Source organism: Flavobacterium sp. A45, from assembly GCF_002001005.1.
Taxonomy (GTDB): domain Bacteria; phylum Bacteroidota; class Bacteroidia; order Flavobacteriales; family Flavobacteriaceae; genus Flavobacterium.
The window spans coordinates 26,264-51,246 of the sequence record NZ_MUNX01000151.1 but is presented as its reverse complement, the minus strand read 5'-3'; the positions used below and the strand labels follow the sequence as shown (position 1 = coordinate 51,246).

Sequence of the window (24,983 nt, the reverse complement as noted above, 5' to 3'; positions counted from 1 at the left end):
GTGTTTTGTCGCATTTTGTATTCCTCTCATACCGATTTCTATATATTTGCCGTTAGTATTTTGTCATACAAAATAAAACTAAAATCAGAAATCATCTTTTATGGGAAACATTACTCTGACTCGGCGCGCTTTATTTACCAAATTATTGAAAAGGTTATTGGTAAATGCCCAAGAAAAAGATCCTTTATTCGAAAAATACTCGCGCAAAATATACAATGGACGCCGTTATTCCTCTTTGACCAACCCCAAAAAAGAAGTAACTGGAAAACCGGGCTCAGAAACCGAAAGAGTTACGAATGTAACCAGCGGTCTAGCACCTTACACAGGCACATGGTCAACTCCAGAAATCTTGCATTTATTGAGGCGAACCGGTTATGGTTTCAAAAAATCGGATGTAGATATTTTACTGGGGCTTTCAATGACGCAAGCCGTTGATCTCATCTTAAACGTTGACAACACTCCTCCTGCACCTCCAGTAAATCATTATAACAATGAAAAACCAGACGAAAATGGGCTTCCCTACGGTGCCGATTGGACCAATGATGCCTTTGCGACCAATGACTTGGGTGGTGATACCAATAGCAATCGTACTTCGGGTTTAAGTTCATGGTCATTGGGACTTGCCTTTAATCAAGACATCACCATTCGAGAAAAAATGACCCTTTTTTGGTATCATTTCATACCTGTAGATTTTGAATTTGTAAAACAATCTTCCAATGAATTTTGCAATACCAATTCGGCTCGTATTTGTTATAAATACATGAAAATGTTTCGCGATAATGCCACAGGAAATTACAAATCCTTGATTCGCAACATGGCTACCCAACCAGCGATGATGTTTTATTTGAACAATCAAGCCAATACTAAATCGGCACCCGATGAAAATTTTGCCCGAGAAATAATGGAACTTTTCACTTTGGGCAAAGAAGATGGCAGTCAATATGGAGAACCCGATGTTATCCAAGCTGCCAAAGTACTTACCGGATGGAGGGTTCAAAATTTGAATACCACTTCCGAAGCCACCAATTTTGTGGACAGACTGCACGACACAAGCACAAAAAGATTTTCATCATTCTTTAACAATACCGCGATTGCAAATACTGGTGCCGCAGAGTTGGATTTATTTATCGATATGATTTTCTCTAAGTCGAAAGTCGTTTCTGAATACATTTGCCGCAGACTCTATCGTTTCTTTGTTTACTATGATATTGATGCCAATATAGAAGCGAATGTAATAGTTCCTTTGGCACAGCATTTTGTCACCAATAATTGGAATATTTTACCGGTTTTAGACAAACTATTCAAGAGTGAACACTTTTATGACATGGCTAATCGTGGGGTTTACATCAAATCCCCGTTGGATGTTATTGTAGGAACGATGCGGACTTTCAACCTCAACTATAATGTAGCCGATGCATCCAATTATGAAGCCCAATACAATCTTTGGAATACTTTCAATTACGCCATGTACGATATGCAACAAGCTATGGGATCTATTCCAAATGTGGCAGGTTGGCAAGCTTTTTATCAGAAACCTTCTTTTCATGAATATTGGATCAATTCCAATTCAATTCAAAGACGTTATGGATTGATCGAATATCTTTTTTATGGTTTTGATATTGAAAAAAATGGATTAACCACCAGAATGGAAGTTGATGTAGTTGCCTTTGTCAAACAATTTCCAAATGCTACTTGCCAAGACCCTAATTTATTGGTGAGCGAATGCATCAGCTATTTATTGCCTATTGATTTAAGTTTAAATGCCAAAAATGCAATTAAAACACAAACGCTTTTAACTGGTCAGGATTCTGATCATTATTGGTCAAACGCATGGAAATCCTATCAAAGCAATCCCAACGAAATGAGCGAATCCATTGTAAAAACGAGAATAAGAAGTTTACTGCTAACCATTGTTGAGCTTGCCGAATATCAGTTAATGTAGCTCTAAAGTGGCTAAGAATCTAAGTTGCAAATACACTAAGATTCTTAGAAACTCCGAAGCTTAGCAACTTAGAAAATAAAAATAAAAAATGGAAAGAAGAAAATTTATAAAGACAACTGCTATTGCATCATCAATACCCTTGGTATTCAATCATATTCCTGTCATGGCTTCGTCACAAATCGAGAGCGAAAGTTTACAGTTACTCGCCAGCGCTGCTGCTGGTTGCGGAAAAATATTGGTTATTATTCAAATGAATGGTGGAAATGATGGACTAAACACTGTTTTACCTAGGGACAAATGGAGTGAATTGACCAACGCCCGTTCCAATATTTTAATGAAAGAAACCGATGTTTTGCCTTTGCATTACAATGAAACTACAGGTTTACATCCTGCCATGAAAGAAATGCAGCAGCTATACAACAACGGTAAAATGTTGATTGTACAGGGTGTTTCCTATCCCAATCCCAGTTACAGCCATTTTAGAGCCACCGACATTTGGTTCACCGCATCCGATAGTGACAAATCGCTGCAATCGGGCTGGCTAGGAAGGGCACTAGACACTGTGTACCCAAATTTCCCAACAAGTTACCCTAATGCCGATATGCCTGATCCATTGGCAATACAAATAGGTTCGACATTGCCTTTTTCGCTACAGGGTCCCAAAATAAACATGGCTTATAGCGTGCCAAAACCAGAAGATTTATTGAATGTAATCAATGAGACTTCGGATCCTGCACCCAACTCCGATTATGGTCACGAGCTCACTTTTTTGAGATTGATGAAAGACCAGAGCAACGCCTATAGAGAATCGATTCAAAAAGCGTATAATGTCCCGAAACCACAATCTCCAACCTATCCCAACAAAAATGGTTTGGCAGATCAACTGAAAATTGTTGCCAAATTAATCAATGGTGGATTGCAAACCCCTATTTATGTGGTGAATCACCCAAAAGGATTTGACAGTCACGAGAATCAGGTCTTGGATTCGGATAAAACATTAGGCAAGCAAGCCGAAAATCTAAGTATCCTGTCACAAGCTATTGGTGCTTTTCAGGAAGACCTGAAATTAATGGGAAAAGCGGATATCGTTACCGGAATGACTTTTAGCGAATTTGGACGCAGAATCAAGAGTAATGACAGCTCCGGAACCGATCATGGTTCTGCCGCCCCTGTACTCTTTTTTGGCGCAGCCTTGAACACTGGCAGAGGAACAGTTGAAGGAACGCCAAATCCTGTTTCGGGAATGATTGGAACTTCGCCAAATTTACCCCAAACGGCAACTGTCAATGATCAAATCCCTTTTCAGCATGACTTTAGACAGATCTATGCTACCATCATGCAGGATTGGCTGTGTATGACCGAAGCACAATCTGATGCCGTTTTGGGAGGCTCTTTTGAAAAACTGCCCATTTTCAAAACAGACAAATCAATTTATTATCCGAACACCGATTTCGTTAGAATTTTTCCGAATCCTGTAACTACAAGCCAGATCAATCTTCAATTTTATAATTTTATAAATAGCATCGTAACGGTGAATATCTATACCATTTTAGGTTCCAAAATTTTTGGAAGCGCTTATGCTGTTGATGGTGATATTTTGAGTTTTAATACAAATCAAATGTTATCCTCTGGAACTTATATTGTACAAGTGGTTTATAATGACACCAAGTTTAGTGCAAAAATGATTGTACTATGATTCCTTACATGTGATTTTATAAAGAAATCCTCTTTGAATTTAAATCACGATAAAAACAATTTACACTTGAAAGCAATGATAATCAGCAACTTTATAAAAGTTACCAGAAGCATATTCTGAAATATGTTTGTAAAATTCACAGAAAAAACCCTTCTTTTTGTCAAAAATAAAGAAGACACTATAATAAAACCTTAATTTTACGTTGTATTTAAAAACAAAACAAAATTTATGAAAAAACTTATTCTAATGTTTGCCTTTGGTATAATATCGACTGGGGCATTTGCACAAGCTCCGCTTGAACCAGGAGGAACACAATTAAACGCAGGTGTAGGACTTTCAGGCTGGGGAGTTCCTGTCTATATTGGTCTTGATTATGGGATTGCAAAAGATTGGACTCTTGGAGGTCAATTATCTTTTCAAACAGATGATGATCCATATAACAATAATGGAAATTCCTATAACTATGATTCCACTGCAATAGGAATTGGAGCAAACGGTAATTACCATTTCAACAGAATATTACATATGCCAAGCAAATTTGATTTCTATGCTGGAGCTAGTCTTACGTATTACATTTGGAATTATGATGACTACGACAATAATCCACACCCAGACAATACATCTTTGGGGCTTGGACTTCAAGTAGGTGGTCGTTATTTCTTTACCGATAATTTTGGTATTAATCTTGAACTAGGTGGTGGTTCAGCTACAAGTGGTGCAAAATTTGGAGTTACATTTAAACTTTAGTTTTATAAATATAATTTCAAAAAGCCATCTGAGAGATCAGGTGGCTTTTTTTGTTGGATTCCAAATAAATTTATTTGATTCTTTTGAAAGTTACGTTGTATGTTTTGTTATCGGTGCCGTCAACATAAGCTCCTATTAACAAATCTTTTTCAGCAAGATAACGCAATGACAAGCTATAACCGGGATTATCCTCTTGTCTGTAAATGACAAATAGCCGTAAAATATTCGAAGAATTTGTCCAACCCGCTTTTTCAACAAAAATAAATTTCGAATTCAGATAATTCAGTTCCAATGAACCATTATCAAAAAGTTTAGAAATGTGCAATTCAATAGCCGAATCATCCCTTTGCCAATTCCCTTTGATTACATTCTTATCTTGAATTTTTGAATAAGAATTCTTTAAAGGCTCTTTAAAAACAATCGATGAGAACGTTTTTTCTTCTTTTGCCTGAAGCGAAAAAACAAATAAAAACCCACTAATTAAAATAGTAATTTTTTGCATAGATCCATATTTATGTTAAACGATAAATCTGCATTTAGGGCAAATAAAAACAACTAGAAAAGCATTGATTTCCTAACTATAAAGATATTTATTTTTTATTTACATTATTTAAAATTAACATCACTGTATTGATTTACAGTAAAATAAATTTTAAATTTAGTCTAATTATTCAACAATACATTTAAACTAAAGCAAAACTAAAATTCAACAGACCGTAAATCATACAAAGAATATAGCCAAATCATTAACTATATTTGATGTACCAATTGAATTTTAAAATGAAAAAAAGATACTTGATTGTTTTATTGGCTATAATGATTTCGGGCTATGGCCAAAAAAACAAAAGCCAAACAAAAGATATTGCTATCCTCGAACAAAAGATGGCTAGTAAGAAAATGAACTTGAGAGTCAATCCCAACACTCAAAACTATGATGTTACCTACCACAAACTGGAATTTACCGTAGACCCTAGTAATTATTTTATTTCGGGAATGGTGACCACAACCTTCACAGCACTAACTGATCTTACAACAGTTACGTTTGACCTCACCAATCAACTCACGGTAAGCAACGTTACACAAAATGCATTAGGATTGGCATTTACGCAAAACGCTAATAACGAATTGGTCATTACTTTACCAAGCATGCTCACTTCGGGCGCTTCGGCAACTGTCGTAATCTCCTATTCTGGAGCACCTGCAACTGGCGAAGCAGCTTTCACTACTTCTACTCACAATAATTCGCCTGTTTTATATACTCTGTCTGAGCCTTATGGCGCACGTGATTGGTGGCCCTGCAAACAAGATTTGAACGACAAGGTAGATGCCATCGATATTTATATTACAGCCCCCTCACAATATGTAAGTGTTTCTAATGGTATTGAACCTGCCGCACCAGTAATTAATGGCACCGCTAAAACAACCCATTTTCATCATGACTACCCAATTCCAGCATATTTGATTGCCATAGCCGTAACCAATTATAGTGTATACAACCAAACAGGCGGAACTGCTCCCAACCAATATCCAATAATCAACTACATTTATCCCGAGACATTAGCCTCGGTACAAACACAATTGGATCAAACTCCCTTGATTTTGAATTTGTATGAAAACCTATTCGAAATCTATCCTTTCCATACCGAAAAGTATGGTCACGCACAATTTGGCTGGGGTGGCGGAATGGAGCACACCACGGTTTCCTTTATGAATAGTTTTGGCAGAGGATTAATTGCCCACGAAATGGCGCACCAATGGTTTGGAGACAAAATCACTTGTGGTAGCTGGAAAGATATTTGGCTTAACGAAGGATTTGCTACTTATGTTGCTGCTTTAGTAATCGAAAATTTTGATGGCCAATCCGCTTTTGAAACTGAAAAAAACAAAATGATTAACAACATTACTTCCCAAACTAATGGGGCAGTATATTTGACGGATACCGATCTGACCAATGTCAACAGAATTTTCGACTCCCGATTAACGTATAATAAAGGAGCTATGGTCCTGAATATGCTTCGTTTCAAAATGGGGGATGATCTGTTTTTTCAAGCGCTCAAAAATTATTTAAAAGATGTCAATCTAGCCTACAAATACTCCAAAACACCCGATTTACAATCACATTTAGAAGCTGTTTATGACAGTAGTCTAACCGAATTCTTTAACGACTGGATTTACAATCAGGGTTATCCTATTTACAACATAACAGCCCAGAATTTAAGTGGCGGACAAGCTAAATTTACTATCAATCAAACGCAATCAGATGCTTCGGTTTCTTATTTTGAGATGCCGGTGCCCATTCGTGTTTTTGGAACTGGTGGCCAACAATTGGATTTGGTTTTAAACAACACCGTCAATGGGGAAACTTTTACGAAAAACGTTCCTTTCACCATTTCGAGCATTACTTTCGACCCAAATAAAAACATCATTTCAAAAGGAAACTCCGCAACATTAAGTAAAGAAAAATTTGAATTGACAACGGCACAAATATCCTTAAATCAGCAAAACGACATTCTCTCTCTCAATCTACTAAGCGGAATAACTATTGAGAAAACAGTCTTTTACAACATCGCTGGTCAAAGGATAAAAACAACCCGTTCGGCAACTACTTGGGATATTAGTTCCTGGTCGTCTGGTGTTTATTTTATGAGTATACAAACGGATACTGGCTCAAAAAAATTGAAATTTGTGAAGAATTAGAAATAGAATGATTTATTAAACAAGCAAAAAACAATATCGTCTTTATCGAGTTAAAGTAAGAAGTCTTTGTACATCTTAATCCTTCAGTCAGATATAACAAAATTGAATAAACTATTCCCTTTTTATCTCATGCCCTACAAATTCTTCTAAAACAGCAAACATTTCGTCAACGGAAAGCACTTCGAAATCGGGATGTGATTTCAAAAAGTTGGCGTTCAAGGTAACCAGATTTTCTTCGATTTCGAAAAAAGTGTCGTTGATAAGCAAATCTCTTGTGGGATTGACTCCTTCCAATTTCCCTTTCAGGAATTTATTGAGCTTTACACTGCTCATTAATTTTACTTTTTTGGATAGCTGTTGGAATAATTCCAAATGGTTGTAGGCACCAATCAATGCCAAGCCTTCTTCAATCAGTTCATTTAACTCTTTGTTCCAACCGGAATGATGTACAAATTGAGCAAAGTTACCCAAAACATATTGGGAATAATAATAGTCCAAATAATAACTCATCAACGCATCTTCGTGAATTAGATCATCATCAACTTTTTCCTCACGCATTAAATTGATAACCGAAATATTAGAGTTGATAACGTCTTGCGGATTTTCACTGTTAAAAGCCGTTTCTGAAATAATGATTCTGCCGAATTCCATGTGTGTTTGTTTTTTATGTAATGAAATGCAAAATTGCATCAAATAATAATACTGAGGCACTACTGCTTTTGTTTTTTATCAAATAAAACCATTTATTAAACAAAAAAAGATAATTCCCTTCTTTTTAAATAAGTGTTCAAACTACATCTTTTAATAAATTCATTAGTTTTGTTACAATAATTTCTATCAATTTACCGTAAACTAACCTTATGAAAAAAATTCCTTTAGTAATAGCACTTGCCCTTCTTTTTAGCTTGACCTCTGTAACTAAAAACACAAATTCGTCCGAAGATGGCTGGATCAATTTACTGGACAACAACCTTAGTAAATGGGATATGTATCTAAGTTACAAACACCAGAACGGTTATTCCGGCAAAGTCCCAACGGATGCGAACGGGGTCGAAATCCCTCCTATTGGCTACAACAAGAATGTAAACGATATGTTTACCGTAGTGCAGGAAAACAAAGAGCCTGTACTCAAAGTTTCGGGGGAATATTATGGCTGTGTTTTTACCAAAGAAAAATTTAAAAACTACCGCTTGAAACTAAAAGTGAAATTTGGAACCAAAAAATGGGAACCCCGAACCGATAAACTAATGGATGCAGGTGTACTGTATCACTCACAAGGCGAAGCGGGTGTGGATTACTGGCGAGCTTGGATGCTCTCGCAAGAATTTCAAATTATGGAAGGCCATTTTGGAGATTATTGGAATATTGCAAATGCAGCAATCGACATCCGAGCGTATATTCCTGAAGGCAGCATGAATGCCGTGGCTGATGAAAGCCAGCAATTTATTCCGTTTGGAACACATACCGAAAACACAGGGTTTTGCATGCGAAAAATGAGAGCTGAAACCTCTAATAACGGTTGGACAGAAATAGAATTGGTTTGTTTTGAAGGGAAAAGTCTTCATATCATCAATGGAAAAGTGGTAATGGTTTTACAGAATTCCCGCTATTTTGACGGTGAAAAATTCCAGCCATTAGTCGAAGGAAAAATACAATTGCAAAGTGAAGCTGGCGAAGTTTATTATAAAGACATCAAAATAAAACCAATAAATAAAATGCCTGCTGAGTTTGAAAAATTGTTTTAGGTAAAGACAATTTATGCCTTAGTTATTTTTTACTTTGATTATCATTCAAAAAAAAAAACGGAAATAACTTTTAAAAAGTCATTTCCGTTTCATACTACATCCCAAAAGTGCAGATTCTAGTATCAGAACAAATTTATTATCTGATATAGACTGAGATAGCGTTACCTTGTTTCAATTTTAATTCACTAACTGTGAGATTAACAATGTCATATGTTGTCGTTACACCACTTGTAACAATTGTCAATTTACCCCCTGATCTGGTATATGTACCTGATACAGTTGTTAATGCGCATGGACTAACAGCAGAATTATAATCTCCTGAAGTCATTGTATTATCAATTTTTAAATTAATGTAATCATGATCACAGCCACTTTGATTTTGTGGAGGATCAGCCAATGTTTCTACGCCATTATTATCGAAACCAACTTTAACAATACCCCATTTCCCTTCTATAGGTGCTATTGTAGCTCCTTCGTTTTCATCAGTAGAATTACAAGAAGTTGCAAATAATCCGATACTCAACGCTAATGCAAATATTATGCTTTTCCTAGTTTTCATGCTCTATTTATTTAAAATTAATATTGGCTAAATTAACTTTAGAGCGTCTGAAGACTGTTATATAATTACTGATATTCTTTATATTATTATGGATTGGGATTGCAAAAACCCAAACGGGTTATATAGGATCAGATTCGTCACTATTCTTTTTCTGATTCATTTTAGCAACTAAAGCTTTCAAACGTAGTGCTTTTTCTTTTTTTTCTTCTTGAAGTTTAGCCTTTTTTCGATTTAGCAATTTGGTATGTAAAGCCTTATTCTTCGTGTTTTTTTCAGGTCCTTTTGCCATAATTTCTAATCTTTTATAATTAACATGCAAATATAAACAAAGCCAAATTAAAAATAAGAGACAGATCAAATTCCTGAATTCCTAGACTCGATTACTACACATAATTTTATTTCCAGCAGAGTTCAGAGAATATATTTGAAACGGATAGTGGGAAATAGCTTCAAATAAAAATTCTATTGCTTATTTTTGCACAAAATTATTCTCGCAAAGCCGAAAAGTCGCCATTTTATTCTCTTTACGCCTATGCGTCTTTGCGAGAGAAGCAAACTAAATTATTTTATGATACAGAATCCAAAAAGATATACCATTACAGCGGCATTGCCTTATACGAACGGACCCATACATATTGGGCATTTGGCGGGTGTTTACGTGCCTTCGGACATTTATTCCCGTTATTTACGTTTACAGGGAAGAGACGTTTTGTTTGTTTGCGGAAGCGATGAACACGGCGTTGCTATTTCGATGAAAGCTAAAAAAGAAGGTATTACGCCACAGGAAGTAATTGATAAATACGATGGAATTATTAGGAAATCATTCTCAGATTTCGGTATTTCATTCGACAATTACTCCAGGACTTCGGCAAAAATTCATCATGATACCGCTTCGGAATTTTTCAGGAAACTGTATGACAAAGGTGATTTTATTGAAGAAGTAACCGAGCAATTGTATGATGCCAAAGCAGATCAATTTTTGGCAGACCGTTTTGTAGTTGGAACTTGCCCGAAATGTGGCAATGAAGAAGCTTATGGTGATCAATGCGAAAAATGTGGTTCTACGCTAAACGCAACCGATTTAATCAACCCTAAATCGACCATTACGGGAGAAACTCCTATTTTGAAATCTACGAAACACTGGTTTTTGCCTTTGGATCGTTATTCAGATTTTTTGAATGAATGGATTCTTGTTGGGCATAAAAATGATTGGAAACCGAATGTTTATGGACAAGTAAAATCTTGGATCGACGGCGGATTGGAGCCTCGTGCTGTAACTCGTGACTTGGATTGGGGAATTGATGTTCCCGTAGAAGGTGCCGAAGGAAAAAAATTATATGTATGGTTTGATGCACCAATTGGATACATTTCGTCTACCAAAGAATGGGCTTTACGCGAAGGAAAAGATTGGGAGCCGTACTGGAAAGATCAGGACACCAAGCTGGTTCACTTCATTGGGAAAGACAATATTGTTTTTCACTGCGTAATTTTCCCTGCTATGCTAAAAGCCGAAGGAAGCTATATTTTGCCGGATAATGTGCCTGCAAATGAGTTCTTAAACTTAGAAGGAAACAAATTGTCGACTTCTAAAAACTGGGCTGTTTGGTTGCACGAATACTTGGAAGAATTTCCAAACCAACAGGATGTTTTGCGTTATGCTTTAACATCAAACGCACCCGAAACCAAAGACAATGATTTTACCTGGAAAGATTTTCAGGCAAGAAACAACAACGAATTGGTAGCGATTTATGGAAATTTCATTAATCGTGTTGTTGTTTTAACTAATAAATATTACAATGGTCTTGTACCTCAACCAAATGAATTGTCAGAAGTTGACGAAGCGACTTTGACCGAATTGAAGGCGTATCCAGCCGTGATTTCGAGTTCATTGGAGAGATATAGATTTAGAGAAGCTCTTGGTGAAATGATGAATGTCGCCAGACTTGGAAACAAATATTTAGCTGACGAAGAGCCTTGGAAAATGGTAAAAACCGATCCGGCCCGTGTACAAACACAAATGTATGTAGCCTTGCAAATTGCGGCTGCTTTGAGTTCGCTTTGTGAGCCTTTCTTGCCGTTTACAGCCACAAAACTGTCTCGAATCTTGAAGATTGAATCTGCTTTAAACTGGAAAACCATAACTGATAGTTCTGATTTATTGACAGCTGGTCATCAAATTGGTGAAGCTGAATTGCTTTTCGCAAAAATTGAAGATGAAGAAATTCAAAAACAAATAGACAAATTGGAAGCAACTAAAACAGCTAACAAAGCTGAGAATAAAGTAGCGGAGCCTCAAAAAGACTTAATCCAATTTGAAGATTTTGCCAAAATGGATATCCGTGTGGGAACAATCCTTGAAGCTGAAAAAATGCCGAAAGCCAACAAACTTTTGATTTTGAAAGTAGATACCGGAATTGATGTTCGCACAATCGTTTCGGGAATTGCAGAGAGTTTTAAACCGGAAGATATTGTTGGAAAACGTGTTACGGTTCTCGTGAATCTAGCACCAAGAAACCTTCGCGGCGTAGAAAGTCAAGGAATGATTTTGATGACTACCAATGCCGAAGAAAAATTGGTTTTCGTGAATCCGGATGCTGATGGCGTTGGGAATGGGGAAACTATAAATTAAAAAATTCAACCGCAGATTCGCAGATTAATAAACATAATCAGCGAATCTGCGGTAAAATAAATAAAACCATGAACCTAAAAGTAATTGCCTTCGATGCCGATGATACCTTATGGATCAACGAAACCTATTTTGATGAAACCGAGAAAAAATTCTGTGGTTTGATGGAAGATTATTTGTCTCATCAGGGGATTTCGAAGGAGTTGTTCAAAATTGAAATCGATAATCTTAAATTGTACGGTTACGGAATCAAAGGCTATATTCTTTCGATGATTGAAGCGGCGATGCGAATTTCGAACAACACCATTCCGATTGAAATTATTGAAAAAATCATTCAATACGGGAAAGAATTGCTTGAAAAGCCAGTCGTTTTACTTGATGGTGTCGAGGAAACTTTGCAGGCTTTGCACGGAAAATACAAATTGGTGGTTGCCACCAAAGGCGACTTATTGGATCAACGCCGAAAACTGCACAATTCGGGGTTGGGACATTATTTTCACCATATTGAAGTGATGTCAGACAAACAAGAAGTAGATTATTCGGACTTGCTTAAGCGCTTGGAGATACAACCCGAGGAATTTTTTATGATTGGAAACTCCTTAAAATCGGATGTATTGCCGGTTTTAGCAATTGGCGGACACGCCGTTCACATTCCTTTTCACACGACTTGGGCACATGAAAAAATTGACCATAAGGTAGAACACAAAAATTTTAGAACATTTGAAAAAATAACAGAAGTTTTAAAAAGACTACAGTAAGATATTTTCTAACATAATCGAAAAAAAATAAAGATTATTTGACCACAAAAAACGATTACTAAAAATAGTTTCTAAATAAAAAACAGAGGTTTAAAACAAAACCTCTGTTTTTTTATGGAAAAAATCCTATAAAAAAGACACTAATTGTTATTATTTACATAACTAAAACGGATCTTTTCATAATTCACGGGTTAAAATTTTTCAACATACTTTCTAATGTACGTTTGTCGCGAATTTAAATTATGAAATTATGAAAAAAATTATATTTACGTTGGTTTTTGCTTCTGGTATAGCAACTTTGAGTGCTCAAACAGAAGCTGAAAAAAGTCCAAAAATTGACTTCAATAAATGGTCCATTGAACTAGGAGCTGGTGTTAACAAACCACAAAGACCTATGACTTTAGGCTATTCGACATCGACTCCCAGTCCACTTGTTGCTGATTTTGGTGTTCGATACATGTTTAATAACAAATTCGGTCTGAAAGCTGATTTTGGTTATAATAGTTTTAAAGAAAGAGACAATTCTGCAGATTTTGACACTAAATATTACAGAGTAGCTTTGCAAGGGGTTGCCAATTTAGGGAGAATTATGAGTTTTGAAACTTGGACAAAAACTATCGGGTTATTAGGGCACGCTGGCTTTGGTGTAGCGCAATTAGAAGATCAGAATTCCTCATTCAAAGACAGAACAGGTAACTTTTTAGCTGGTGTAACAGGACAAATCAAATTATCTGAACATATAGCGCTAACAGGTGATTTCACGACCATTCTTAGTGCAGGTCATGACGGAACTTTTGATGCAGCAAGTCAAACGCCTAACAGAGGTTTTTCAGGAATTCTTTTCAATGGTACAGTAGGTTTGACCGTGTATTTGGGATCTAATGCAAAACATGCTGACTGGATTGTTGATAATGAAAATGAATTTGACATGATCAATAAAAGACTAAACGATATTGATACCAAAATGCAAGATACAGATCGCGATGGAGTAGTTGATTATCTTGATACGGAACCAAACACTATTTCGGGTGTAATGGTAGATAACAAAGGTAGAGCCATTGATTTGAATAATAATAATATCCCAGATGAAATAGAACGTTACTTTGAGAAAACGTATGGCAAAAAAGCGGATCAAACTGTTTTATTGAGCAATAACGAATTGATTCGTAACTTAATCAACGAAGGATATGTTACAACTTATTTTGACTTTGCAAAGTCAAAACCTACCAATGTTTCTACAGAAGGAATTGACTTTATTCTAACTTATTTAAGAAACAATCCATCGGCTTCCGTTGATATTATTGGTCACGCTGATGAAATTGGAAAATCGGATTATAACGATAAATTATCAAACGCAAGAGCAAACAGCGTTAAAGATATTCTTGTAAAAGCTAAAATTGATTCTTCCAGATTAAATATTGTTGCTGCTGGTGAAGATTCTTCTGTTGAAAAAGATTCAGATGGTGCGCGAAAACTGGTTAGAAGAGTTACTTTCAAAGTAAAATAAACAAATCAAATTAGTACTAAAAGCCTCAAAGGAAATTTCTTTTGAGGCTTTTTTATTTTATTAAAAATGCTTTTTATTTAGTATTTTAGCTAGGTTTTAAAATTAAACCCACTACCTCAAAACGTTCACGACACTAAAGATCTGGAACATCCTAAACACTAAAAAAAATGAAAACGCTTTTAGACCTAGACAGTTGGAATAGAAAAGAACATTTCCTTTTCTTTAAACAAATGCAAGAACCTTTTTTTGGAGTTAACGTGACCATAGAGTGCACAAAAGCTTATGAAACTTCAAAAACACTAAACACTTCCTTTTTTATTTATTATTTACACAAAACTTTGATGGCAGTAAATGCTTTTGAAAATTTTAAATATCGAATCGAGAACACCCATATTTACGTTCATGACCGAATCGATGGCTCGGCAACGATAAGCCGTGCTGATGGTACTTTTGGATTTTCTTTAATAGAATACCATCCCGATTATTCTATTTTTGAACAAACTGCAAAGGTGGAAATTGAACGAATTCAAAACACAACAGGGCTGTTTACAAGGGAATTTAAAGACGATAATGTCATTCATTTTTCGGCAATCCCATGGCTGGATTTTACTTCGCTTTCGCATGCACGCAACATGACTTTTCCTGATAGTTGTCCCAAAATTTCTTTTGGAAAAATGACGGTGTCCAAAAAAGGAAAAAGGAAAATGTCAATGTCAATACATGCACATCACGGATTGATGGATGCCATGCACGTAGGCCAAATGGTGGATTATTTCCAAGCAATAATGAATCAGTAAATTGTAAAATAAAAAACGGAACAATTTTTGCTAATTTATCCAAAAAACAATCTGATACTCTATACCTAACATGAAAAAATTCATTCTTTTGTTTATACTAATACAAGGTCATTTCCTTTTTAGCCAAACCGTATTAGCAACATTTCCATTAGAGCTCAAAAAATCTAAAGAATATAGACAAATTGTAAATGCAGAAAACATTGACACTCATGACGTATTTGCATTTATTTCCGACAAAGAAACGCTTACAATACTAAAATACAATAGTGCATTATTCCTGACCAATCAATATTCTCTGCCAAGACCCGATATTGCCTACAGACAATTGGCAGGATATAGTTTTGATGACGAAGGAAACCCGACTCTTTATTGGTCTACCACCGATTTAAACAAAGTATTGGCTGTTCAATACAATTTGAACACCAAAACCACTATGGCAGTTTTTAGTTATGAATTGCCTTTTTTCAATCAAACCGTTATTACACAATTTCAGGAGAACAACACATTTTATATTCTTGCTGAGAAACACTTTGAACAAAAATTGATTTTATATGTTTTAAAAAACGGTAAAAAAGAAGAAAAAACACTGGATTTCAGTTCGTTTAAATTTCAAAACAGCAAAAAACAAGCTTTAGCGTTCAGCCAAATTCTGGAAGTTTGTCCCATTCAAAAAATAGAGACCAATAAGTTCAATCCTTTATTCAAAGGCACGCAGAAAACAAAACTGTACGCTATCAAAAACCGATTACTTCTCACATTAGACCATAACGATAATGAGACTCAAGCTTTTGAAATTGACCTTATCACTTTTGAAATTCAAGAAAAAAACTTTCCAAAGGCGTCAACCAAAAATTATGTTAGCCTCTCCAACTCCTATTACCATGAGGGCAAAATATACCAATTCAAAATCAACGCTGAAGAATTGTTGTTTGAAATAAAAGATTACAAAACAGCTGACACCATAAAAAGCATTGCGGTTGCGCAAACCGAAACCATTCCTTTTAAAAGTTCTCCTTTGTGGTTACAATTGGCAGGACAAAAGGCAAAAGAAATAAAAAGCACTTCCAATTTTTTGGATCAGCTAGTTTATTTGGAAGTGGGATTAACGGTTTACAAAACGCCCAAAGCTATTTTGCTCACATTTGGAGGAACAGGTAATATTCAATTTACAGACGTTATCAATTCATTTACAGGCAACGATATTGGTGATTTACTGTATCGTTACGTTCCAACAACTTTGTATTTCGAAAGTATCTACGATAAAAAATTAGACCGCACCAAACAGGATCAGGAACCACTTGCCATCGACTTTATTTCCGGCTTTCAGCAGGAACATTCCGAAGTAACCTTACCTAGCATTATGCGATACAAAAACTACTATATTTTGGGATATTATGATGCTTATGCTAAACAATATGCCATGCGTAAGTTTATTGATGGATTTGAGCGTAATTTTTAGATCAAATCCATCAGTAATCATTAAATCATAATCGCAAAAAAAAATTAATTTTCGCAAAAAGACCCAATTTGCTGCAAATGCCTTTCTGTTTGGTATTTGTTAAAGTTATCCCATTTTGGAGGAAAATTTGTTTTTTGTCCGCACATGGAATTCAAACAAACATTATTGTCTTTGTATTTATCATGCAGAACAGCCAGAATTTTGAAGAAAAAGGCATCAAGCATTATGATACTTTCAAATTCGGATTTTAGGGTGTTATAATCAGAATCTGACGGATTCAATAACTGTAATAAATTCAGAACTTCGTTCTTCTCGGCTTCGTTGATTTCGGTTAAATAACCATTCTTTAAAGTTTTAAAAACTAAATTATTCCAAGCCGTACTATCATGCCCCCATTGAACATCTGGCAGGTTTAAAGAATGCTCACAGATCAGAATAATCGAAAAAAGAACATCATTTAAATACTCTGCCGGAAACTCATCAAAGCTTCTAAATTCAAAACCGCTTTGGTACATTTTCTCCTGATTAAAATCAAGACCCACTTCCGAAAGCATTTCATATTCCATATCCGCTTCAATCTGATCTCTCCACCAAACATTTTCTTCTTTTTCGAACTTTAATAATTTTCTAAAATCATCTACATTATAGGTTAGAATTTTACCTTTTGGCATTGCTTTATTATATGTTCCAACACCAATATAACGAGACATTGCATTCCGCATAGAACCCAAAGTGAATTTTTTGTCCAAACTGTATTTATCACTTATCACACCCATAATGTCAGGGCTTCCAAGAGTTGCTATAAAAAAAGGTTCAAACCACTGCAGTAAATAAATAGCATTGGCATGTGTTTTTTCAAACTCATTATAATCTACAATTCTGCTGTCTTCCGTTAAGGAAGGCAAAGTAATGTGAAAATGATACGTTCCATTGTTAAACAAAACCAAGTTTTCCTGATTGGTCATGAACATATTAAGGCCGTTATTGTAATCGGGAAAATTAAGTTTACCGTTCAAAACAGCTGATTCATTTATTTTATCAAGGAACAATTTTTTGGTCGCTTTTAGTTCTTTACAGGAATCGGCTATTGTTCGGTTTTCAAAATATTTGGTTACAAATTCGATAGAATCACCATCAAAATGTACCGAACCCATTGTTTTATTTCTTTGGGTAATCATACTCTGAATATTGTACGGCTGTTCCTCTAGGAAAAGTTCCATGATGGATTTCCCAAGATACTCGGGATTTTCAAGTGGTTGTGGATTCGCCTCCGCAGTTTCTGTGGCTCCTGCTAATGACTTTACTGCCGATAATGTTTTGTGCTGATAGTTTACATCTAGTTTTTCTAGCGAATGACTGTTAATCATTCGGCTTACTTTGTAGTTTTCCTTTAAGCCAAAAGCTTTTTTCAAAATTGGAGTTAAACTTTCCGGTTTATAGCATTTTCTATAATCAATACTGTATTTCTCAAAACCAATTTTTTCTTGTATAAACTCACCAGAAACTATTAGGGATTCTTCAAATTGCATGTAGGTTTCGTTTTCCAATCCTATTCCCCAATAATATTTTTTTGCCTGATTGTCTTTCATTTATACTAATTTTCTTTTTATGGTTAATTGAACTTTTTAAAGTCTTTATTTTTATTCGGAAATAAGAATCTTTTATCTGTTAAATGAAGAACAGAGACGATTCTTCTAAGGGATTAAACAAATTGTTAAATCCATTATATTATTTTTTAATTTATAGGAATTTATATTTCTTCCGAAATAATATTCAAAATTTGGTTGTCACCCCAATAATTATCGGGAGCTTTTTTCTTTTTATTGGAAGAAAATTTCTTCTTTGCGATTTCAGTCTCAGAAATTTTGCACTTGTATCGGCTGAATGTTTGTGAAAAAAGTAAAATTTTACAATGGGGTTATAAAATCACTATTACTATTAATCACTTTTATATCAATAATTTACGAAGATGAATAGCGCTATTGTAACTTTTGCTACCCTCATTTTTTCTGAGTTGCAAAAGTAGCGCATTATTACCATATTTCCAAGAAGTTAATTCATTGAAAATCAACAACAAAACAAAATTGTCAAATTGTAAGATTTATGGCTTAGATTTATTCATGATAATAGAACACATGAGAAGAATATAATTCATCATTCCACCAATCTTTCCTAACCTCCGAAAAGTAGTTGTAATTCTCCTTTCCTGCTTGTGATTGCAGTGGATAAACGACAAGTCCATTCTCTCGATATGCTTGATGCAAATCCGTTTCGGGAACAACAGGAACGATATGTCCAGAAAGTCCTTTTATTTTTCTTTTGGCGCAAATGATTCCAACTCCGCCATTCTCGTTCACTTGAGATTGCATTTCATCGACCGAAAACATTCTTTTCCAACCAAAGCTTTCACCCCATTCTAAGAACCAATCGTGTATGGCACTGGAATAAATTCGGTCAACGGTTTCTTCAAAAACAGCTTCTACTTCCTGTCCATCCAACACTTTTTCTAGTGCTTCTTCTTTCCACCAAACCGTTGGCAAATACACTTTACAGAAATGGCAATAATCATACGAATACACATTACAATAAGTGTCTTCTATTGTTCTTTGGTATCTGATACTCGTTTCAACATCGAGTTTATCAATAAGTTGATGTATGCTTTCACGTTTACTTTCAGGGCTTGTCAAGTCTCTAAACGGAATATTGGAATTCAAAATAGGCTTTTCTTTATTTTCCATAGAATCCAAACGCGATTCCGGATCGGGTAATAAATCTGCTTTCTTTATTTGACTATGCGGATTAAAATCCTCAATTGTTGGCATTGAATATGTCGAATGGGTATCTTTCTTCATTTTGATTGATTTGAATCAATTGTTGTGAGTCTGTGGCTGCTTAAAACCACTAGTACATCCTTACTCTGAAAATCTTTTTCTAAAAATTTAAATGTAATCAAAAAACCCACAATAGGAAATTTAATTTCACTGCAAATCTCCGATAAATATTTCAGCTAACTCCATAAAAAGCAATGGATTATTTTTTCCGCTTGATTTAGTTTTCATTAACGGCCTTTAAATATCTTTCTTATCAATCCATTTCCCAACAGTTGGCGGAATGTAATTTTCCATTTTATCCAAAAGATCATCAATAGTATCACTAACCAAAAGCATTTCTTGATTTACTTCTTTCAAAAGACCTTTGTCCGTCATATTTTGTATAAAAAGAATTAAAGAGTCATAATAACCATTTACGTTCAAAATGGCAATCGGTTTTTTATGCAATCCGAGCTGTCCCCAAGTCAGCATTTCAAAAAGCTCATCCAACGTTCCAAAACCACCCGGCAATGCGATTACCCCGTCGCAAAGATCATTCATTTTGGTCTTTCTTTCGTGCATGGTATCAACCAAAATCAATTCTGTTAGCTGTTTGTGGGCGATTTCTTTTGATCTCAAAAAATTGGGCAAAACACCGATTGCTTTTCCGCCATTATTCAAAACGCCGTTGGCAACAGCTCCCATAAGTCCAACGTTGGCACCGCCATAGACTAATTCGATATTTCGTTTGGCGAATGTTTCTCCAAGCAAAGTTGCCTGCAAGGTGTAAATTTCTTCTGTTCCTGAACTTGAACCACAGAATACGGTTATTCTTTTCATCCTTTTTATTTTAGAATTAAATTCATTTGTAAAAAGTTATACATGTTATAAAACTCATATATTCTTAAATCCAAATATAAACATTAACCATCAGAATAAGCAACAGTATTATTGCTCTTAAAACCTAATATTTCTCATTATCTTCTGATAAAAAACGATTTGTTTGGTTTCAAAAACTTAATTTTGCCTTTCCATAATACCTAAAAATAAAATTTATGTCTTTTGAACCTGTATTTGCCGAGTTTTGGGGAAAAGTAAAACAAAGTATCGCTGATAAAACCTACGCCAAATTGACTTTGGCCAAAACCATAGGCGACACTGATTTGAAGAACATCTATGTTCGTCCCGTTTTGAATGACGGAGTTTTTAGTCTTTCGGTTACGGCACGATACAAAACGGAGGAAATTGAAAGTTTTCATACGCTTGATGAAGCCTTTATTGTTTTGGCTCCTTATATGAACAATCCGTTCCTGACGGCACTTTTGTTCACCACTGAAAATGACATTACCTTCAAACTGAACAAAAAACGTGTGGGAAGTATTATCGAACAAGCACCTACTTTTAAGAATGCTTCGGATGTGATTCTGGAAATGAAAGAGAAAGGCCTTTAAAATAAGTGATCAGTGGTCATTTTTTTAGTAATCAGTTTCATACTGAACACTCAAAAACTGACTACTGCCAACTACAATTCACCGTCCCATTCGGCATAAAACTGAGCCAAAAATCCCTGCATATACTGATGTCTTTGTTCAGCAATTTCTTTACCCGTTTGAGTATTCATTTTGTCTTTTAGTAACAACAACTTTTCATAAAAATGGTTGATTGTCGGAGCTTGACTTTTTTTGTATTCTTCTTTACTCATCTGTAAATTTGGTGCAATTTGAGGATCATACATAGATCTGTTTTTGAATCCCCCATAATTAAACGCTCTGGCAATCCCAATGGCTCCTATAGCGTCCAAACGGTCTGCATCCTGAACGATATCCAATTCTATTGACGAGAAGGTCTTTTCAGTTTTTCCTCCTTTAAAAGAGATATTATCTATTATTTGGATAACATGTGAAATTATAGTTTCCGAAACACCTTCACTTTCCAAAAACTCACGAGCCACTTTTGGCCCTACTGTTTCGTCACCAGCATGAAATTTACTGTCGGCTATATCATGTAGCAAAGCACCAAGTTTAACAACGGTTTCGTCGCAGTTTTCTCCTCTCGCAATTAACAATGCATTCTTATACACCCTTTGAATATGAAACCAATCGTGACCTCCTTCGGCATTGGCTAATTGTTCTTTTACAAAAAGGATGGTTTTGTTTATCAAATCTAGGTTACTCATTTGCTGTTCTTGTTTATAAAAAATGCTGATTTTTAAAGTCTAAACCTCAAAAATCAGCAATGTTGTTTCAATTTCAATTGCAAAAATCAATTACAATGGCAATGTCAAAAAATCTTAATTCTTAATTGCTATGCCAGTTCGCTATCGCTCGGGTCTGCAATCTTAATACTTAATTCTACAATCTTAAATCTATAATCTCGCCGGTTCTACCCATTTGAATTGAAATGACTCACTAGGAATAACCAATCGTTCAGAGATTCTAGCCATTCTAGCCGGTAACTTCATCAGGTAATCACGGGCTTTTTCAGCTTCGTCTGTTAAACCAGCCAGCTTATCAATTTCCCATTTATCAATCAATTTTTGCATGATTTCAACATAATCGTTTGCGGTATAAACCCCAATACGTTGTGCTGAATCTGAAAAATGTTCGAAAGCCGAACTAATTTTATTCCCGGACTCTCTCAAGAAATGAGCTGGCATCACGATTTTGGCTTTCATCATGTATTGAAAAGCAAGCAACATCTCGCTTGGATCTACTTTGAAAATTTCAGTAACAAAATGACTATACGCATGATGATGGCGCATTTCGTCGCCTGCAATCATTTTACACATTTTTGATAATTTCTTATCTCCATAACTTTTTGCCAATTGTGACACTCTGTTGTGAGAAACATAAGTAGCTAACTCCTGGAAACTCGTATAAACAAAATTTTTATACGGATCTCTTCCTGTTCCAATATCAAAACCATCATTGATTAAATGTTGTGTGGTCATTTCGATTTCACGCATGTTTACACGACCTGACAAATACAAGTATTTATTCAGCAAATCTCCGTGACGATTCTCTTCTCCTGTCCATTGACGAACCCATTGAGCCCAACCATTTCTCTCCAGATTATCTACCCCTTCCACTTCCATCAACCAATTTTCGTAAGTTGGCAAAGCTTCTTCTGTGATCATATCTCCTACCATGGCTACCCAAAAATCATAAGGCAAATCTTTGGAGATTTCTCTAAGTTCTTTTACTTCTTCCAAAAAATTATCACTTTCGGAATTAGGTAAAAAATCAGAAGGCTGCCATATACTTTCTACAGGTATCAGATACTGCTCCATAAATCCTTCTACCTTGTTTTCTAGAAATTGCATAACTTCTAGACGAATATTTTTTATAGACATTATATATAAATTTTTAAATTTTTATTCCGTTTACGACTGCTGATTCAGTCTTTTGCATGATATCCTTAAACTCAAAATCTTTTACAGCGAATGCTTCATGCACTACAAAGGTAATATGATTTCCTAAACCATATGGAAAAGTTCCGTATTTTAAGAGTTTCCACGAATTATTGATACTGATGGGAACAATATAAGCCGATGGTGCATTCTTGCATAAAATTTTCAAACCCGTTTGCGCAAATTCTTTTGGTACTCCATTGCGACTGCGTGTCCCTTCTGGAAAAATCACCGCTGAACGCTTATGCTTTTCAATGTAATCCGCCATTTTTTTGATGGCAGGTATGGCTTGCTTTGGGTCTTTTCTGTCTATAACTACCGATCCTCCATGTCTTAAATTATAAGAAACACTTGGAATTCCTTTTGCTAATTCTTTTTTACTGACGAATTTGGGATGAGATCTTCTCAAAAACCAAATCATCGCGATAATATCATACAAACTCTGATGGTTCGCAACAAAAATCACCGGAACTCCTTTTGGTATTATTTCTGTATTTTCGAAACTAAAAGTCGTTCCTAAAATGATAACGATTTTCAGTAATATAAAATTCAAGTAATCAACACTTTTTTTATGCGCTTGGTAACCAAATACGTGTAAACAAATCCATTGAATTGGGTGAAACACTACCAAAGTCAACAGTACTAACACTAAAACAATAAAAGATAAGGGATACGAAATTAACTTTTGCATACTTTTAAATTTGCCACAAAAGTAAGAAATATATCTTTAGCACTATTTATAACTCCAGCAATTAATCAATTCAAACATATTTGTTTGCGAAACAGAAAGTTACAAAAAATTTATCATTTATAATTCTAATAAAATCGAAACTTTTGACTCTATTCTATACCCAACAGCTTTCCAAATGGTCTGTTGCATGACTGTACATTAATTGTACCTTTGCGCCTAATATAACTCAGCGTATTTAATAAAATGAACTTCACCTATCCCAAAAACGAAAAACTCAAAAGCAAAATAGCTATTGGATTACTATTTACCGAAGGCAAATCGGTTTCTAAATATCCTTTGCGATTGGTTTACAATCCGGGAACTTTTGGCGAAGGCGAAAAAATAAAAATAGGAGTTTCGGTTTCTAAAAAATATTTCAAAAAAGCGGTTGACCGTAATTATTTCAAACGCCTATTACGTGAAACCTACAGACTCAACAAGCATTTGCTCCTGAACAATCTGGATCAACCCTATTCGATTATGTTTTTCTACCAAAGCAAAGACCGATTGTCTTATGAGGAAATCAACACCAAAACCATTCAGTTGTTTGAAAAATTTTTGTTGCAGATAAAAAAAGAAGAATAACTGTCCAATAAATATTCATTTTATACAGCAGCCTTACCGCTTAGCTGAAATCTAAATTAATTTTGTATTTTTAAAAATAAATTAGCCCTATGAAATCAAAATTAATTGTCGTCCTTTTATTTTTAACGTTTTTAAGCTGTAAAAAAGCTGATGCCGCAGCTGAAGAAATATCAGTAGAGGCAGTAAAATTATCGTCAAAAAAAATGATTTCTGAAGCAGGCAACGGTTCTGGAGCTCCAAATGCCGAAAACAAAATCATTGAACAAAAAATAATCAGGACTGGTAATCTTAGATTTGAAACCGATAATTTAGAAACCACATATGAACAAATAAAGATTGCTGTAAAAAAAGGAAAAGCCTTCATACAAAATGATAGTGAAGGAAAAGAATACGCTTCCATTTACAGAAGAATAACGGTTCGCATCCCAAGTGAAAATTTTGATTCTTTCATAAAAAACATTTCAACTGGGGTCACTTATTTTGACAATAAAGAGATTAGTTCACAAGATGTAACCGAAGAATACATTGACATTGATGCCCGATTGAAAGCCAAAAAGAAACTGGAAAACAGGTATCTTGAACTTTTGGCAAAAGCAACAAAAATGTCTGAAATGTTAGCTATTGAAGCACAACTTTCGGCTATTCGAGAAGAAATTGAAGCCAAAGAAGGCCAATTGAGATACATGCAAAACCAAGTCTCTTTGAGCACAATTACGATAGAGTTTTATAAAACAATTGCAGAAGAAAGCGGCGTTACTATTTCCTATGGAGCTAAAGTATGGAACGCCTTTAAATCCGGATTTTATGGTATTTCAAGCTTCTTTTTAGGATTACTGGAAATTTGGCCTTTTATTATTATAGCAATGGCTCTATTTTATTTTATAAGAAAACGTTTCAAGAAAAAAAACATATAATC

Annotated in this window: 23 protein-coding genes; 13 read left to right on the top strand and 10 right to left on the bottom strand. The window is 35.1% G+C overall.

Going from position 1 to position 24,983, the window contains the following annotated elements:
* The first annotated feature begins 100 nt into the window (after positions 1-100).
* From B0E44_RS18015 to B0E44_RS18005, 3 genes are all read left to right on the top strand, one after another.
* Positions 101-1,942 carry a DUF1800 family protein gene (locus B0E44_RS18015; RefSeq protein ID WP_077378663.1) on the top strand — a complete coding sequence of 614 codons (1,842 nt, stop codon included), beginning with the start codon at positions 101-103 and terminating at the stop codon, positions 1,940-1,942.
* 88 nt (positions 1,943-2,030) lie between these two features.
* Positions 2,031-3,638, top strand: a complete 1,608-nt coding sequence (locus B0E44_RS18010; protein WP_077378660.1) for a DUF1501 domain-containing protein — start codon at positions 2,031-2,033, stop codon at positions 3,636-3,638.
* 228 nt (positions 3,639-3,866) lie between these two features.
* A complete protein-coding gene (locus B0E44_RS18005; protein WP_077378657.1) occupies positions 3,867-4,385 on the top strand; it encodes an outer membrane beta-barrel protein in 519 nt (172 codons plus the stop codon).
* Between the two features lie 70 nt (positions 4,386-4,455).
* Here the strand turns inward: B0E44_RS18005 and B0E44_RS18000 are convergent, their stop codons facing one another.
* Positions 4,456-4,887, bottom strand: coding sequence for a hypothetical protein (locus B0E44_RS18000; RefSeq protein WP_077378654.1), 432 nt, complete (start codon positions 4,885-4,887; stop codon positions 4,456-4,458).
* Between the two features lie 278 nt (positions 4,888-5,165).
* Here B0E44_RS18000 and B0E44_RS17995 point away from each other — a divergent pair, with 278 nt between their 5' ends.
* A complete protein-coding gene (locus B0E44_RS17995; protein ID WP_077378651.1) occupies positions 5,166-7,082 on the top strand; it encodes a M1 family aminopeptidase in 1,917 nt (638 codons plus the stop codon).
* Between the two features lie 111 nt (positions 7,083-7,193).
* On the opposite strand, the gene B0E44_RS17990 is transcribed toward B0E44_RS17995, so the two are convergent.
* Positions 7,194-7,733: a hypothetical protein gene (locus B0E44_RS17990; RefSeq protein WP_077378648.1), complete on the bottom strand. Its 540-nt coding sequence runs from the start codon at positions 7,731-7,733 to the stop codon at positions 7,194-7,196.
* Between the two features lie 209 nt (positions 7,734-7,942).
* Between B0E44_RS17990 and B0E44_RS17985 the strand changes: the two genes are divergently transcribed.
* A complete protein-coding gene (locus tag B0E44_RS17985; RefSeq protein ID WP_077378645.1) occupies positions 7,943-8,827 on the top strand; it encodes a DUF1080 domain-containing protein in 885 nt (294 codons plus the stop codon).
* Between the two features lie 136 nt (positions 8,828-8,963).
* Here B0E44_RS17985 and B0E44_RS17980 read toward each other — a convergent pair whose 3' ends face one another.
* A complete protein-coding gene (locus B0E44_RS17980) occupies positions 8,964-9,386 on the bottom strand; it encodes a lipocalin family protein (protein WP_077378642.1) in 423 nt (140 codons plus the stop codon).
* 118 nt (positions 9,387-9,504) lie between these two features.
* On the bottom strand, positions 9,505-9,675 hold the full coding sequence (locus B0E44_RS18905; RefSeq protein ID WP_165688828.1) for a hypothetical protein: 171 nt from the start codon (positions 9,673-9,675) through the stop codon (positions 9,505-9,507).
* Positions 9,676-9,954: 279 nt separating this feature from the next.
* On the opposite strand from B0E44_RS18905, the gene metG reads away from it, so the two are divergent.
* The 5 genes from metG (at position 9,955) to B0E44_RS17955 (ending at position 16,533) form a co-directional block, all read left to right on the top strand.
* The gene (gene metG / locus B0E44_RS17975) at positions 9,955-12,015 is read left to right on the top strand and encodes a methionine--tRNA ligase (protein ID WP_077378639.1); all 2,061 of its coding nucleotides are present in this window, start codon (positions 9,955-9,957) and stop codon (positions 12,013-12,015) included.
* Between the two features lie 68 nt (positions 12,016-12,083).
* Positions 12,084-12,770 (top strand): HAD family hydrolase, encoded by a 687-nt coding sequence (locus B0E44_RS17970; protein ID WP_077378636.1) that lies wholly within the window; start codon positions 12,084-12,086, stop codon positions 12,768-12,770.
* 250 nt (positions 12,771-13,020) lie between these two features.
* Positions 13,021-14,277 (top strand): OmpA family protein, encoded by a 1,257-nt coding sequence (locus B0E44_RS17965; protein WP_077378633.1) that lies wholly within the window; start codon positions 13,021-13,023, stop codon positions 14,275-14,277.
* 167 nt (positions 14,278-14,444) lie between these two features.
* Entirely contained in the window at positions 14,445-15,074 is a 630-nt protein-coding gene (locus B0E44_RS17960; protein WP_077378630.1) for a chloramphenicol acetyltransferase, read from the top strand.
* A gap of 70 nt (positions 15,075-15,144) precedes the next feature.
* The gene (locus tag B0E44_RS17955; RefSeq protein ID WP_077378627.1) at positions 15,145-16,533 is read left to right on the top strand and encodes a hypothetical protein; all 1,389 of its coding nucleotides are present in this window, start codon (positions 15,145-15,147) and stop codon (positions 16,531-16,533) included.
* 44 nt (positions 16,534-16,577) lie between these two features.
* Here B0E44_RS17955 and B0E44_RS17950 read toward each other — a convergent pair whose 3' ends face one another.
* The 3 genes from B0E44_RS17950 to B0E44_RS17935 form a co-directional block, all read right to left on the bottom strand.
* Positions 16,578-18,122: a hypothetical protein gene (locus tag B0E44_RS17950; protein ID WP_077378623.1), complete on the bottom strand. Its 1,545-nt coding sequence runs from the start codon at positions 18,120-18,122 to the stop codon at positions 16,578-16,580.
* Between the two features lie 525 nt (positions 18,123-18,647).
* On the bottom strand, positions 18,648-19,385 hold the full coding sequence (locus B0E44_RS17940) for a hypothetical protein (protein ID WP_077378617.1): 738 nt from the start codon (positions 19,383-19,385) through the stop codon (positions 18,648-18,650).
* A gap of 216 nt (positions 19,386-19,601) precedes the next feature.
* Complete coding sequence (locus B0E44_RS17935; RefSeq protein ID WP_077378614.1) at positions 19,602-20,183, bottom strand: TIGR00730 family Rossman fold protein; 582 nt, start codon at positions 20,181-20,183, stop codon at positions 19,602-19,604.
* Between the two features lie 215 nt (positions 20,184-20,398).
* Between B0E44_RS17935 and B0E44_RS17930 the strand changes: the two genes are divergently transcribed.
* Positions 20,399-20,794 (top strand): hypothetical protein, encoded by a 396-nt coding sequence (locus B0E44_RS17930; protein WP_077378611.1) that lies wholly within the window; start codon positions 20,399-20,401, stop codon positions 20,792-20,794.
* Positions 20,795-20,865: 71 nt separating this feature from the next.
* On the opposite strand, the gene B0E44_RS17925 is transcribed toward B0E44_RS17930, so the two are convergent.
* The 3 genes from B0E44_RS17925 to B0E44_RS17915 all read right to left on the bottom strand — a co-directional run bounded on the left by B0E44_RS17925 (position 20,866) and on the right by B0E44_RS17915 (position 23,443).
* Positions 20,866-21,519 carry an HD domain-containing protein gene (locus B0E44_RS17925; protein ID WP_077378607.1) on the bottom strand — a complete coding sequence of 218 codons (654 nt, stop codon included), beginning with the start codon at positions 21,517-21,519 and terminating at the stop codon, positions 20,866-20,868.
* A gap of 189 nt (positions 21,520-21,708) precedes the next feature.
* Complete coding sequence (locus B0E44_RS17920; RefSeq protein WP_077378604.1) at positions 21,709-22,695, bottom strand: acyl-ACP desaturase; 987 nt, start codon at positions 22,693-22,695, stop codon at positions 21,709-21,711.
* A 13-nt stretch (positions 22,696-22,708) separates the two neighbouring features.
* On the bottom strand, positions 22,709-23,443 hold the full coding sequence (locus B0E44_RS17915; RefSeq protein WP_077378601.1) for a 1-acyl-sn-glycerol-3-phosphate acyltransferase: 735 nt from the start codon (positions 23,441-23,443) through the stop codon (positions 22,709-22,711).
* A 243-nt stretch (positions 23,444-23,686) separates the two neighbouring features.
* Here B0E44_RS17915 and rnpA point away from each other — a divergent pair, with 243 nt between their 5' ends.
* Positions 23,687-24,067, top strand: a complete 381-nt coding sequence (gene rnpA, locus B0E44_RS17910; protein ID WP_077378598.1) for a ribonuclease P protein component — start codon at positions 23,687-23,689, stop codon at positions 24,065-24,067.
* A gap of 89 nt (positions 24,068-24,156) precedes the next feature.
* The gene (locus B0E44_RS17905; protein WP_077378595.1) at positions 24,157-24,981 is read left to right on the top strand and encodes a DUF4349 domain-containing protein; all 825 of its coding nucleotides are present in this window, start codon (positions 24,157-24,159) and stop codon (positions 24,979-24,981) included.
* Positions 24,982-24,983: the final 2 nt, after the last annotated feature.